The following is a 13,553-nucleotide window of genomic DNA, read 5'->3' on the forward strand; positions in this document are numbered from 1 at the left end:
AGGAAGGATGACCTGTGACGGCCTCTACCGCATTGACGCAACAGCAGCGCCTTTTGCAACTGCACACCCCGCTTGGCGCAGACACGCTGGTCGCCGAATACCTCGACGGCTGGGAGGCACTGGACCAGCAAGGGTATTGCTTGCAACTGAGTGCCTTGTCCGCGGATGGGTGTTTGCCCATTGAACAACTGATCGGCGCACCGGTGTTGGTGCAACTGCAGTGTGCTGACTCGCGCACGGACTTGCGGCCTTTTCACGGGCATGTCAGCCAATGCACGCGCGTCGGCAGCAATGGCGGATTGGCCCGTTATCAGTTGCGGATCGAGCCATGGTTGAGCCTGTTACGACACCGGCAAGACAGCTACGCCTTTCATGACCTGACCGTGATGGAGATTTGCGAGCAAATTTTCGGTTTTTATAGCAAGGGCGTGATTCAGCCGCAGTGGCGCTGGGCCCTGGAGGTTCCGGGTGTTTATCGCAAGCGCAGCCTGACCACGCAATACCAGGAAAGTGACCTGGCGTTTGTGCAGCGGTTGCTGGCGGAGGAGGGCATTGCCTATCACTTTGAGCATCTGGGCGATCCCCAGGCCCCGAACTTGGGCAGCCATACCTTGGTACTGACCGACAGCAACCGCAAGCTGGCGCCGAATGCACCGGTATCCGTGCGCTTTCATCGCAGCGACGTCACCGAGGCAGAGGACAGTGTGCAGCAATGGGCGGAAGAACAGCGCTGGATGGTGGGGCAGGTACAGCGCCAAAGTTGGGACTACCGCAGCCATTCATTGTTATCAGGACACGCTCAGGGCGACACCGGCATCAGTGGCTGTGTGGACCAGGACACAGCCGGCCCTTATGCCTGGACGGACACCGCTCAAGGAGAGCAGCGCGCACGCCAGCACCTGAATGCTCAACAGGTTGCGCGTCGCCAAGTACACAGCCGGGGGACATGGCGACGTTTGGCGCCAGGGTCGACTCTATGCCTGAGTAACCACGACAGCGTGCAGGCGGACGAACCCATGCTGTGCATACGTGTGCGTCATCAGGCCCGCAATAACCTGGATGCTCAATTGCAAGCGGCGGTACTGGCAGGGCTGGGGCCTGTACCCGGCCGGCCGGAGACCGTGTATTGCAACCACTTCACACTGATCCCCGCCAGTCACCCTTATCGCCCGCAAACCCAAGACGGTCACGGGCGCCGCTTGCATCCCATCCCAACCGTCCACGGTGCACAGAGCGCCATTGTGATCGGCGACGGCGGCCCCGTGCTGACCGATCGCGACCAACGCATCAAGGTGCAATTCCACTGGCAGCGCGGTGAACGCTCATCCAGCCATCGCCCCCATCCTCGTGCTACCGACAATGCGCCGGCAGACGCCAGTGTTGGCACTTGGGTGCGCGTGGCCGCGACCCAGGCCGGTGGCAATTGGGGGAGCGCCTGGGTGCCCCGGGTCGGGCAGGAGGTGCTGGTGGAGTTTGTTGAAGGGCATATCGACCGCCCCGTGGTCATCGGCTCGTTGTACAACGGCCGGGGCCAGGCCGAAGCGGCGCATAACCAGATCGCAGGCGGCCCCTCCGGCAGTACCGGCAATGCACCGGCGTGGTTCCCTGGTAACCAACACGCCGGGGTACTCAGCGGCTGGAAAACCCAAGACCTGTCCACCAGCGCCACCGGCAGCGGCGGCTATCGACACCTGCAGTTCGACGACACCCCGGGGCAAAGCCGCGTCCAGCTCTACACCACCGATCACGACAGTGGCTTGACGTTAGGGCACCTCAAACAGAACAAAGACAACAAACGCCTGGCTGACCGAGGCTATGGCGTCGAGCTGCATACCCAAGCGCAAGGCGCTTTACGCGCCGGTACCGGACTATTGCTGACGACAGAGCCGGCTGACCAGCAAATGCAGGCCAAGGGTCTGTTGGCCGAACTGGAAAAAGCCCAAGACCAAGTGGATCAATTGGCCGACAGCGCCAGACAGCAGAAGGCTGGGCTAGCCAGCGACGGCAAGCAGTCGCCCACCAGCGAAGCTCTGCAGAACAGCCAGGAAAGCCTGAAGGCGACGCAGCAGGGCACCGCGTCAGGCATGGGCATCGGTGGTGGCGAAGGGCAGGTAGCGGCGTGGAGTAAGCCGCTGCTCGCGCTCTATGGCCAAGCCGGCCTGCTCAGCTTGACCCCCAAGCACCAGATTTGGGCGACGGGTACGCAATGCCTGCTCAACGCCCGAACGGACATCAACTTGACCGCCCAAGGTCATGCAGCCTTTCTCGCGGCGCAAGGCTTAGTGCTGTTTACCCGTGGCGCAGAGGGCGACAGTCGCCCCATTGCGAACACCGGGATTGCCCTGCACGCGGCCACCGGCGCGGTCAGCGTGCAAGCGCAAAGCGACAAGATCAGCGTTGCCGCACAGCAAAATATCCGCATGGTCAGCACCCAGGGCAACGCTCATGTGCAGGGTAAGAAGCACCTGTTGTTGAGCGTGCAAGGCGCGACCGTTCGACTGGTGGGGGGCAACATTGAGATTCATGCACCGGGGGCGGTGACGTTCAAGGCGCAGCGTCATCAGTTGACCGGGCCCCGCAAAACCACGCCGATGTTACCCGCACTTAACAAGCCGGTGTGCGTGGAATGTATGCGTCGATCAGCGCAATCCCATCAGCCCGTTGCGATTCGAGGTTAGGCGCATGAACACCTTGCTGGAGCGTTGGCACCTCGCCGCGCAACAAATTCAAGAGACCCATCCCGCACTGCAACGTTATTTGCTGGTCGATGCAGCACAACTGTCGCGCAACGCTCTGCCGTGGAAGGATCTGGTCGAGCGCGAACAAGTCGAAAACCTGTTAAAGGGCCAGCCCGAAGCCAGCGCCCCTGAAGTCTGCGCCCTGTTAATGTCCTATGAGTCACATTGGGTGGACGGACTACTCACGCGCGCTCTCACCCGTCGACCTTTTGCGTTTACGTTGCTGGTCAGTGCCTTGTCCCAAGAACAGTTGGCTAGTGCTTTGGCCCGCAAAACCAGTATTGCGCTTTCGGGGCATCGCACTGGGTTGATGCGTTTTTACGACTCGGCGGTGTTGCAATCGCTGATCCAGGTGCTTGGACCACGGCGTAGTAATGCGTTGTTGGATGAGGCCAAAGCCTGGATGTTTGTGCGACGTGATGGTGAGGTTGAGACGTTGACGCCTTCGATAGACCAGCAGGGGCGTTCCTGGGCGTGGGAGCTCAAGGATCGAGACTTACAGGCTTTGGAGCGACTTAGCCTGGTTGACCGCATTACAGCGCAACTGCGCTGGCAGGGTGTCCTCGCAGTGAACTCAGATCCTATTCAGACCTATCAAGATATTTTTACGCTGTGTGGAATGCTGAGCAGCGACAAAGAGCCCGAAGGAAAACTGCTTTATCAAGTGTGTGCATTGATATTGCCGGTTGCCGCCAAAGAATTGAATGATCCTGACCTCAAGTCTGTGTTTGAACAGTATCGAGATAAAACTGAGGTGATTCTGGAGAGGGTGTTGATTTGGGTGGAAAGTATGAAGGAGAGAGTTTGATGGTCTGCTTGTTAATTAGAGTGGCGGCAATTGTTGCTGGAGTACTTTTTCTTTCTGCGTGTGGAGATATTTTTCCACCATCCCCTAAAACGGTTTGTATCAGTGGATACAATCAAAATGAACGAAAGATACATATGTTTTGGTTGGATAATGAAAGTAAGGCAGGTTGTTGGGGGAACCCTCCAGGAAAGGATGTCGATCAGATTTACGGTGGCGGTGGGAAGTTTAACTGTGGATGTCGAGTTACTCCAGGGAAAAAGGTCGGCTTGACTTGGGATTTTGCACGCAGCCGAAAAGAAGTTGAAGCAGGCATGCCGAAAAAAGAGTTTTTTACGCAGGTAACTATTCCGCAACCCGAATCTTCAACGTCGCGATATTTTCGTGCGTACTTCATGAAGGATGGTACTGCCCAGCTCCAATGGGTTGATAGTATGGGCGCGCCAGAGCTAGTGCCGCCTGAGGGGGCAGAATAGTGAATGATCAAGAGTTAGACATTAAGGGAAGCGTTTTAGATCGTATTAAATCCGAGTCTGAGCAGAGCTGTCCGGTTTGTCAGCAAGTAATGTGGATGAGCTTTTATTTTGATGGCTTTGGCTTCTCTGATAAAGCTGGCGTGCCCTCGAATATCGTCAAACTTCATCTGGCAGCTTATGAACGTCCAGATAAAGGTCAGCGTGCATTTTATTATTCGGGGCTCGGCACTGAATTCGACCCCGAGTCCGGCGTATTGGCCGCAGCCCTAGCCGATAGAGCACGTAGAGATGCTGCCAAGAAAATAAAGGACACAGCAAAAGACAAAGCTAAAGAAACAGCCACCGAGACGGTAAGTGACGCTTGGAGCCGAAGCAAAGGTATTCGTAATAGAAGTCTGCCTCGGCGTGCCATTTGGACGACCGGTGAAGTGTGGGACGAAGGAAAGGAGTCGGTTGGCAACATGGCCCGGCAGGTTAAGCGCCTGGCTAAAAAGCCTCGCAAACAATGGGCGCGAATCGAACGTAACTTGCGTCGCGAGTGGCAGGCCTATTGGCGTGAAGTGACGCGTCATCCTTGGCGCGCGGGCAAGACGGCAGCACAAGCCGGTGTCAAGGTAACAGCGGGTTATGTTGCGGAGTCATCGGGCTTGCTGCGTGATGCGTCGATGATCGCGGCATTGTTCAACACGGGCGTTGACTCCCGATTGAATGCCGCTCGGCGTGACTTTCAAATGGCGATCCTGAATGCCAAGGAACGCTTGCCCATTAACAAGATTCAAGTCGCGATCTTTGGCTACGACATGGGCGGTGGTATGGCCCTGGCCTTCGCTAATCGGCTGCTGGATGAGATTGCCCCCGGTGGTTTGTACGAGGGAGTCCCCGTGCAAATCAAGTTCATGGGCTTGTTTGATTGCGTCACCAATCGCTATGACGACAACTTCCTCACGGGCTTTATGCCGTTGAGCAACAAGGTGTCCTCGGAGCTAGTGGTGTCGCCGCAGATCGAACGGTGTGTGCATTACGCCGCAGCCCATGAACTGCGTTTTTATAAACCACTGAGCATGATCGGCGCCGATCCCGAGGACTATCGCGGACCACGTCAGGAGCGCTTGTTCCCGGGCTCGCAAGTAGATGTGGGCGGTGGAGCGGTGGACGGTGAAGACGGCGTATCCGATAAGTTGTCACGGTTACCGTTGCAGATGATGTACCACCGTGCCTATGGGGCAGGGATTCCTATGCCTAGCCTTGATAAGTTGGCGGAAATTGATGATGACTTGCACCAAACATTTGTCATAGATACCGAGATCACCGCTTTCCAGCGCAATTACCGCAACGCGGTTAAAAAACTGGTAACGGTCACCCGCGATATCCCATCACTGGTGCTTGAATTGGGGCGCCCTGTAGAGCGTTTTAAACCAGATATCATTAAAGTTCAAATTTCGCCATCTCAGTGCGTGGCCCCCTGCGTTCCGCAATCAGTTACCCTATTGCCGAAAAACATCGAAGAAGAATTAAGTGGCCACACTGCTATTTTTATCCACTGGCTGCGTATGTGGTACGACCAGAACGAGGCCCGTGCCGGGCGTAAGACCATGGGCTGGGGCTTGGGTGTACCGCTTGATCCTAAGGCCTACGGCCGTTATCAGAAGTTGGTCGACGAACTCGCATATTTGGAACGCAACGCTCGTTCCACTCCCCAATTTAATGAAAAGCAAGCCATGCGACAAATTAACGGCGAAGTAACGCCAGATGTTTTTGTGACCGATCCGCAAGGGCAGGCACTGTATTGGTTGTGGAATAATCCCGGTGCTCGTATTCCAGAGATTGAGGCGTTGTACCCGCATTTTATCAACGATGTTCATGACAGCATGGCTGAATCTGATCTCGAAGCAACGTTCGGCAATCTAGTGTATTCGAAGCACTACATGAATAGGCGCCTGATTCAAAAGCTGTCGACTAAACCCGCGCGAAGTGTATTGGATTGGATGGAGTTGGCGTACGAGAAGTTTTTTAGCAAGTGAATATAGTCTATTCAGTCTCTCGCGCATTGACGCAACAGCAGCGCCTTTTGCAACTGCACACCCCCCCCTGGGCGCAGACACTCTGGTCGCCGAATACCTCGACGGCTGGAAAACCCAAGACCTGTCCACCAGCGCCACCGGCAGCGGCGGCTATCGACACCTGCAGTTCGACGACACCCCGGGGCAAAGCCGCGTCCAGCTCTACACCACCGATCACGACAGTGGCTTGACGTTAGGGCACCTCAAACAGAACAAAGACAACAAACGCCTGGCTGACCGGGGTTATGGCGTCGAGCTGCACACCCAGGCGCAAGGCGCTTTACGCGCCGGTACCGGGCTATTGCTGACGACGGAGCCCGCAGACCAGCAAATGCAGGCCAAGGGGCTGTTGAAAACGTCAGGCAGCACACCGCTTCATGACCCTGTCCCGACAAGCAACGGTAGTAACGCACCAACTGCTCCTCCTCTCGATTGAGCTGGCCGGGGCACAGGGATGTACTGCGCTGAAAGCCGGAGTTACAACGGGAGATGTCGAAACCATAATAGGCTCGCCCAGTGACTGACAACCCCAGCTGGCTGACACCGCAGAAAATCCTTCCCATTCATCCCCTCCCGCAAAGCTCTCATCCGTTCGCGCAAAGGCCTCGGCAGGTCTGCACCTCGATAATCACCCTTCACTCAACCCTGCCGCTGCAACCGAGCACCGCGTACCATGAACCTGCGCACCTTCATCCGTCGCTACTGCCTCAACTCCAGGCTTGCCACGCACGCACTGACCCGCCTGCACAAATCGCTCTCTTTGCTGGTCTCCTATCTGGCCCAGCAAGGCTTCGATTCCAACACCTGGCCGACCCGTCGTGACGAAGGCGCTTACGAGCGTCGCCTCAACAGCCTGTGTCCGGAGTTGGCCGCCACTGTGTTCAGCCACGCTCGCGACGGCATTATTCTCGTCGACCCGTTTGGCCGGGTTATCGCGGTGAACGAGGCGTTCACCCGGCTCACCGGCTACGGGCAGGACGAAGTGCTGGGGCGGGAGTTAAATGCTCATCGTCTGGTGCGTCGGCTCGCGACGTTTTATACGCCAATGAAGAACGCGCTGGATTTCCACGGGCATTGGTCCGGTGAGATTCAAAGCAGCCATAAGAACGGCCGGGAAATGACCTCCCGCATCAACATCAGTGCGGTGCATGACCGTCACGGGAATGTCCAGCACTATGTAGCGCTGTTCAGCGATGTGACGCAGATGAAGCAGCGCCTTCAGTTGCTGGAGCGCGATGCCCGGTATGACGCGCTCACGCAATTGCCCAATCGGCTGCTGTTGGCCGAGCGGATGCGCCAGGCGCTGGGCAAGGCGCGTATGCATCAGCAGAAAGTGGCTATCGCGTTTATTGACCTCGATGGGTTCAAGGCGCTTAACGACAGTTATGGGCATGATTGGGGTGATCGGGTCCTGGAGATTGTCGCGGCACGGATCAATGCGACGTTGCGTGAAGGCGATACCCTGGCGCGGCTGGGGGGCGATGAGTTTGTGGCGGGGCTGGTAGGTTTACAGGCCGTGGAAGACAGCGAGCCTTTGCTCAAGCGAATGCTGCAGGCGGCCAATGCCCCGATTGTGATTGGCGCGCAGACGGTAGAGATTGCGGCGAGTATCGGGGTGGCGTTTTATCCTGAGCATGGGGTGGAGATCGATGGGCTGATCAGCAAGGCGGATCAGGCCATGTACCTGTCGAAAAAGGCCGGCGGTAACCGTTTGGCGTTTTGTCCGACGCGGTTCATTTCGCTCAATAACGAAGCCTGACGGTGGTGCCGAGGGTGCGTTCGCTGCCGGTCATGACGCCGTAGTCACCGGCGCCGAGCAGTGAATACACGGCGGTGATGTAGTGGCGATCGAAGAGGTTGCGCACCCAGCCTTCCACCTCCCAGGCACGGTCCTGGCTGCGCAGCCCCAGGCGCAGATGGGTAAGGCCGTAGCTGGGTTGATAGCTACCTTCGCCGCCTTCGAGGGTGCCGTAGTAGCCGGACCTGAAGCTGTAATCGATGCCGCTGTAGGCTTCCAGCCCATGCGGCAGCGGGTGGCTGTGGTCGAGGCCGCTGCTGAGGTTCCATTGCGGCGCGTTGTAGAGGCGATTGCCACTGAGGTCGCAGGTCCATTGGCCCGAGGCGGGCGGGCATGGCGCGTTGGGGAAGCTGCGGTAGCGCGCGTCGCTCCAGGCCAGGCCCAGGCGCCAGGTGAGTTGGGGCTGCAGTTGCCAGGCGGAATCCAGTTCGATGCCGCGCAGGCGGACTTTGCCGACGTTGATCAGGTTGTCGCGCAGCGGGGGGGCGAACAGCGATGTCGGCGGGCTATAGGTCAGCGCTTGGTAGTTGTCCACGTCGGTCTGGTAGACGGCGAGGTCGAGCATCGCGCGCTCGTCCCAGAAGCGCGTTTTAATGCCCAGTTCCAGGGAGGTGGCACGCTCCGGCTCGAAAGTGGGCGCGGTGAACGGGCCGACCACGTCGAAATTGATGCCGCCGGCCTTGTAGCCCCGCGACCCGCTGATATAGCCCATCACGGCATCGTTGAAGCGGTAGCTGGCACTGAGCAAACTTGAGACGTTGTGCTCTTCAATCGTATCTTCACGGTAATAACCACCGCCCAGGGCGATGCCGCGCAGCAATTGGCCGCCCGCCTGGAAAACCGCGGGCAAGCCATTTAGCGGGGCGAGATTGCTGACGTCGCGGGAGACCCAACCGTCTTTGCGATCCTGGCTGTAGCGCAGGCCGCCGGTGAGTTCCAGCGCCTCAATCGGGCGCCAGGAAAGCTGGCCGAAAATGGCTCGGCTGTCGCCCCTTTGCTTGCCGTTGTAACGTTGTTGGGCACCTTCGAGCAGCATGGCCGGCACCTGCTTTGGATCGGTGAAGTTAATGCCATAAAGTTTTTTCAGCGGTTCCAGTTGATCGCCGACGAACCAGGGCGCGGCGTCCTTGCCGAATTCAACGTCGATCTTACGGTCGAGCTGCTGACGCAGGTAATAGAGCCCGGCGACATAATCGACGGACGAGCCGGCGGTGCCGGACAGGCGCCATTCCTGGCTGAACTGGCGGTGACCCAGCTCGGTTTCGGATTCGGCCACCGACAGCGCAGTGCTGTCGCCGTCGCGAGCGGCGCGGTAGTCCCAGTCGCGGTAGGCGGTGATGCTGGTCAAACGCAGCGCCGCGTCGAGTTCCCAGTTCAACTCCAGTGAGACACCGTTCTGTAAGGTATGCGGACGCCCCGGCGCGTCGATGCGGGTCTCGCGTTTGTAAGGGGCGGGTGCTGCCAGCGGATAGCCGAGGAACTTGGCGCGCTGGCGAGTCTGGGCGCTGTAGTGATTGACCAGCAGCACGTTGCCGGCCTCGTTTTGCTCGGCATGGTCGGCGATCAGGCGCGCGCTGAAGTCCGGGTTCGGCGTCCACAATAATTGCCCACGCAGGCCCTGGCTGTCGGCGTCGCCGAGGCGGTTGCCATCTTGCAGATTGTCCACTGAACCATCGACCGAACTGTTGAAGACGTTCAGGCGCCCGGCCAATACGTCGCCCTGCAGGGGGCCGGAAATCGCCCCGCGATATTCCCGCAACCCGTGCTCGCCGTAGCGTGCTTCAAAGTTGGCCTCGGGTTGAAAGGTCGGCTGGCGGGTGATGATGTTCAGCGCCCCGGCGGTGGTGTTCTTGCCGAACAGGGTGCCCTGTGGCCCGCGCAAAATTTCGAGGCGCTCGATGTCCATCAATTCAGTGAAGGCCATGCCCTGGCGCGCTTGGTAAACGCCGTCGATGTAGGTGCCAACGCTGCCTTCCAGGCCATCGTTGTAGGCAGTGGCGCCGAAGCCGCGCAGGCCGAACCCGGCGAAACGCGCATCGTGACCGGACACCACCAGGCCGGGCACCCGTTGTTGGATGTCCTGAAGCCGATGCAGGCCGGCCTCGTCCAGTTGCTCGCCGTAAAGCACGCTCATCAGAATCGGCACGTCTTGTGGGGCTTCCTCGCGGCGTCGGGCGGTGACGGTCGTGTTGTCGAGCGTGAGGGTGCCGGGCGCCTCTTGTCCGGCATCCACCGACGCCCAGGGCCAAGCCGCAAGGCAAAGCAAGAGCAGCCGATAACCCGAGCCCGGCATGCTAGAACTCCCGGGCTATTGCGCGGCGCACTGTATCCGTGCAGGCCAGCATCTTGACCCAAGCCAGCAATTCTCGGCTGTCGGCGGGCTTGAGCAGTACCGCATCGAATACCAGATAGTCTGGATAATCCTGCGGCCTGCGTGGCGGGACCGCGGAAAACAGCATCACCGGCAAATCACCCCAGCGCTCGCGCACCTGCCGCAACAGTTCCCAGCCGTCCATGCCGGGCATCATCTGGTCGCTGATCAGCAGGTCTACCGATTGTCCGGCCAGGCAGGCCAAGGCGTCTTCGCCGTTCGCCGCCATGCTCACGTCAAAACCGTAGCCGGCCAGCAGGTCATACAGCCATTCGCTGTTCTGCTCGACGTCATCGACCAGCAGAACGTGCTTGCCCTGGCCATCGAGCGGCGTGGCGTTGTTGTCGACGAGGCCGAGTTCCAGGTCATGTTCTTCAGCGCATCTGAGTCGCAGGCGAAAACTGAAGTGGCTGCCGCCTTGCTCGGTGGCCTGGGGTTCGAGCCGGCTGTCCATGCGCTCCAGCAGTTGCGTGACGATCGACAAGCCCAGCCCGCTGCCGTCGTAGCGCTGCGCATTGCGGCCGCGGCGGAAGGGTTGCAGCAGTTGTTCGAACTCTTGCGGATCAACGCCGATGCCGGTGTCGATCACGCTGAAGCGCAATTGCACGCCATCGGCGTTTGCCTGCGGGTAACCGCTCACTTCGAAACGGATCTGGCCGTTGTGGGTGAATTTTGCCGCGTTAGCCAGCAGGTTCATGAGGATTTGCCGAAGGCGTTTGAAGTCGGCCTCGACCAGAGGCGGCAGGTCATCGGCCAGCACCGCTTCGAAGCTGTTGCCCTGACGCGCGGCGAGAAAGCCGGCTTCGTCGGCGATCTCCTTGAGGAAACCGTACAAATACCCCGGCGCGAGGGCCAGTTGCATTTGCTCCAGCTCGCCACGGGAAAACTCGAGCATCTCATCGATCAGCTCCAGCTGCTGGCGGGCGTTGCGTTCGATCGTGGCTGGGTAATCGCGGTTTGGCCCGGCGTGCAACAGGCGCGCGTAGTCGATAATGCGTACCAGCGGCGAGCGCAGATCGTGGCTGATTCGCGCCATCAACGCACTGCGAGCCGTCAGGGAGTCGCGCAACTGTGCGGTGCGCAGCGCCACGGTGCTTTCCAGGCGCTCGTGCTCGGCGTGGCGCTGTTGTTCGAGGCTGGACAGCGCGTGCTTTTCGCGGTCGCGGCTGCGGACCACTTCCATGATCAGGGTGCACACCAGCAACGCCACGCCTGCCAACGTAGACGATAAGCTGTATTTGCTTTGCGCAGACTGCCAGGGCAGCTGTTCCTGAGGGAAGAAAATCCGCATCAGCAATTGGCCCAGCAAGAGCCCTGGCACCAGCCAGGCCATCCAGCTGTAGCTCAGGCGCCGGCGCCAGGCCATGAATAACGTCGCGAGCAGCACTGCGTAGAAGCTCATCAGCGATACCTGGACCAGCTGCGCGCCCTGGACTGCATCGACTTTCAGCCACCAGAGTCGGCCGAGGATACAGCCCGACAGCGGCACCCAATAGCTCCAGCCAATGATGCGGGGCAGGCGGGACACCTGCAACAACACGCGCATGTAGGCCAGAAACAGAACGAACGAGACCGCGCTGGCGCAGGTCAGCAACTCGCGTGTCCAGCCCAGCGCGGTGGGCCAATAGACCAGGTAGCCGTTGAGGATGCAGGTGAGCAGGATGTAGCTCAGCACCGCGCCTGCGTTCACGGTCAGCAAGGGGGAGCGCAGGATCCAGCCGACGATCAGGCCGAACGGCACGACCAGCAGGACAATGCCGAGGGTGAGTCCATCGCTCAGGTAGGTCTGTTGCTGACTGCGCAGCAGCGCCGGTTCGGACCACAGTTGCGGTTCCAGCAGCATTTGGAAATTGCTCGCCACTCGGACGAACACAGTGACGCTTTCCCGTGCCGCCAGTGAGATCGGGAACGCCGGCTGGCGCGCCGGTGGCTGGGGCCATTCGGCCAGGGGATGAGCGCTTCCCGCATGCGCATCACTCCAACGTCCGCCGGTGGACAGATAGACGCGGATGTCCTCCAGGCGCGGCGCCCCAACCACCAGCAGGCGCGAGCAGGCCGCATCGCTTGAATTGGTGAGCTGCATTTTTAACCAGAACGCGGAGCGGCTATAGCCTTGGGGTGGCCAGTCTGAGGTCGGGGTGTTGAAACGCGCTGCGGGCAATCGAGCCACTTCGTCCAGGCTCAGGCTGGCGTGAGTGTCCTCGAAAATTTGCAGCGTGGACATCAGATCCAGTTGCTCGGCCCGGCAACTTTCCACAGGGGCGGCGCGCAGCAGGCCTGCGGATAACAACGCCAGCGTCAGCAACAACAGCTGTAGACGCCGCATCAGGTGCGTCCGGCCGGCTCTGCATCCTCAATGCCCAGGGTTTGCCGGCGAAACTGACTGGGCGTCATGCCGATTCGCTGGCGCAAGGCGGTGGCGAAGTTGCAGGCGTTGCGAAAGCCCACCAGCTCGGCGACGTCTTGCACGCTCATGGCGCTTTCGCCGAGCAGTTCCTGGCCGCGACGCAGCCGGGCATCGCGTATATAGGCGAACACGGTGAGCCCCAAGTGCTCACGGAAGATCGCGGTGAGACGTTTTTCATGAGTGCCGACTTTTTGTGCCAGCCAGGGCAGGGAGGGTATATCGTCCAGCTGGTTTTCAATCAATCGCATCGCCGCCCTCAGCACGATTTCATCACCTTGTGGTTGCGGATCGACCGGGCCGTCGTGAATGGCCGGCGGCGCTCGCCAAGTCAATTGCAGGTGAATCTTGATGCGTGCCAGTACTTCTTCGGGGGCGTAGGACTTGGGGATGTAGTCGACCGCGCCGACCGCCAGCCCCTCGAGGCGCTCCAGTGGCGTATTGGCCGACGACAGAAACAGGATCGGAGTAAGCCGGGTGGCCGGTGCCTCGCGTAATAGCCGGCACAGGCTGAAGCCATCCATCTGTGGCATGTGAACATCCAGCACGATCAGATCCGGGCGCAGGCTGAGTGCCCGTTGATAGCCCTGATGGGCGTCGCTGGCCAGCGAAAGGCGCCAAGGCTGGGTCTTTAGCAGAACGAGCGTGGCACGGATATCTTCAGGAACATCGTCGATCAGCAGAATATGCGGCAACGCGTCGGACACCGCCGTAGCTGCCCGCCTTGCGTACTGTCCATTGTCCATTGGCCACGTTCTCTTATGATGTTTCGCCAAGTCATTGCCGCGACATTGCCAGCGAGCCCCCCGGAGACTCGCAGCAGGTATTCACTCAAGAGTTGTCTACCTGCCGGATTGCCTCGTCGACAGTTTGCAAGATAAGGCACGTTACTAACGACGAC

Annotated in this window: 9 protein-coding genes; 6 read left to right on the forward strand and 3 right to left on the reverse strand. The window is 59.6% G+C overall.

Annotated features, from left to right (window positions below; genetic code table 11):
• Positions 1–14: 14 nt before the first annotated feature.
• The 6 genes from TU73_RS11545 to TU73_RS11565 all read left to right on the forward strand — a co-directional run bounded on the left by TU73_RS11545 (position 15) and on the right by TU73_RS11565 (position 7,838).
• Entirely contained in the window at positions 15–2,678 is a 2,664-nt protein-coding gene (locus TU73_RS11545) for a type VI secretion system Vgr family protein (RefSeq protein WP_057012289.1), read from the forward strand.
• A gap of 4 nt (positions 2,679–2,682) precedes the next feature.
• Positions 2,683–3,546 (forward strand): DUF4123 domain-containing protein, encoded by an 864-nt coding sequence (locus TU73_RS11550; RefSeq protein WP_057012290.1) that lies wholly within the window; start codon positions 2,683–2,685, stop codon positions 3,544–3,546.
• Positions 3,546–4,019: a DUF3304 domain-containing protein gene (locus tag TU73_RS28265; RefSeq protein ID WP_082642585.1), complete on the forward strand. Its 474-nt coding sequence runs from the start codon at positions 3,546–3,548 to the stop codon at positions 4,017–4,019. The genes TU73_RS11550 and TU73_RS28265 overlap by 1 nt, the downstream gene beginning before the upstream one ends.
• Positions 4,019–6,040: a phospholipase effector Tle1 domain-containing protein gene (locus TU73_RS11560; protein WP_057012292.1), complete on the forward strand. Its 2,022-nt coding sequence runs from the start codon at positions 4,019–4,021 to the stop codon at positions 6,038–6,040. Before TU73_RS28265 ends, TU73_RS11560 begins: the two co-directional genes overlap by 1 nt.
• The gene (locus tag TU73_RS29610) at positions 5,991–6,515 is read left to right on the forward strand and encodes a type VI secretion system Vgr family protein (protein ID WP_082642586.1); all 525 of its coding nucleotides are present in this window, start codon (positions 5,991–5,993) and stop codon (positions 6,513–6,515) included. Before TU73_RS11560 ends, TU73_RS29610 begins: the two co-directional genes overlap by 50 nt.
• Positions 6,516–6,752: 237 nt before the next feature.
• On the forward strand, positions 6,753–7,838 hold the full coding sequence (locus TU73_RS11565; protein WP_057012293.1) for a sensor domain-containing diguanylate cyclase: 1,086 nt from the start codon (positions 6,753–6,755) through the stop codon (positions 7,836–7,838).
• On the opposite strand, the gene TU73_RS11570 is transcribed toward TU73_RS11565, so the two are convergent.
• Genes TU73_RS11570 through TU73_RS11580 form a run of 3 tightly spaced genes read right to left on the reverse strand, consistent with a single transcriptional unit; the run spans position 7,822 to position 13,398 of the window.
• The gene (locus TU73_RS11570; protein ID WP_057012294.1) at positions 7,822–10,170 is read right to left on the reverse strand and encodes a TonB-dependent receptor; all 2,349 of its coding nucleotides are present in this window, start codon (positions 10,168–10,170) and stop codon (positions 7,822–7,824) included. The genes TU73_RS11565 and TU73_RS11570 overlap by 17 nt on opposite strands.
• A 1-nt stretch (position 10,171) precedes the next feature.
• Complete coding sequence (locus tag TU73_RS11575) at positions 10,172–12,574, reverse strand: hybrid sensor histidine kinase/response regulator (protein ID WP_057012295.1); 2,403 nt, start codon at positions 12,572–12,574, stop codon at positions 10,172–10,174.
• Positions 12,574–13,398, reverse strand: a complete 825-nt coding sequence (locus TU73_RS11580; RefSeq protein WP_057012296.1) for a response regulator transcription factor — start codon at positions 13,396–13,398, stop codon at positions 12,574–12,576. Before TU73_RS11580 ends, TU73_RS11575 begins: the two co-directional genes overlap by 1 nt.
• Positions 13,399–13,553: the final 155 nt, after the last annotated feature.

Source organism: Pseudomonas libanensis (assembly GCF_001439685.1).
Classification (GTDB): Bacteria; Pseudomonadota; Gammaproteobacteria; order Pseudomonadales; family Pseudomonadaceae; genus Aquipseudomonas; species Aquipseudomonas libanensis.

Bases quoted from the DNA above. Each gene is read 5' to 3' on its own strand.
- TU73_RS11580 (WP_057012296.1), bottom strand. From the start codon at position 13,398: ATGGACAATGGACAGTACGCAAGGCGGGCAGCTACGGCGGTGTCCGAC.
- TU73_RS11550 (WP_057012290.1), top strand. From the start codon at position 2,683: ATGAACACCTTGCTGGAGCGTTGGCACCTCGCCGCGCAACAAATTCAA.
- TU73_RS11575 (WP_057012295.1), bottom strand. From the start codon at position 12,574: ATGCGGCGTCTACAGCTGTTGTTGCTGACGCTGGCGTTGTTATCCGCA.
- TU73_RS11570 (WP_057012294.1), bottom strand. From the start codon at position 10,170: ATGCCGGGCTCGGGTTATCGGCTGCTCTTGCTTTGCCTTGCGGCTTGG.
- TU73_RS11565 (WP_057012293.1), top strand. From the start codon at position 6,753: ATGAACCTGCGCACCTTCATCCGTCGCTACTGCCTCAACTCCAGGCTT.
- TU73_RS28265 (WP_082642585.1), top strand. From the start codon at position 3,546: ATGGTCTGCTTGTTAATTAGAGTGGCGGCAATTGTTGCTGGAGTACTT.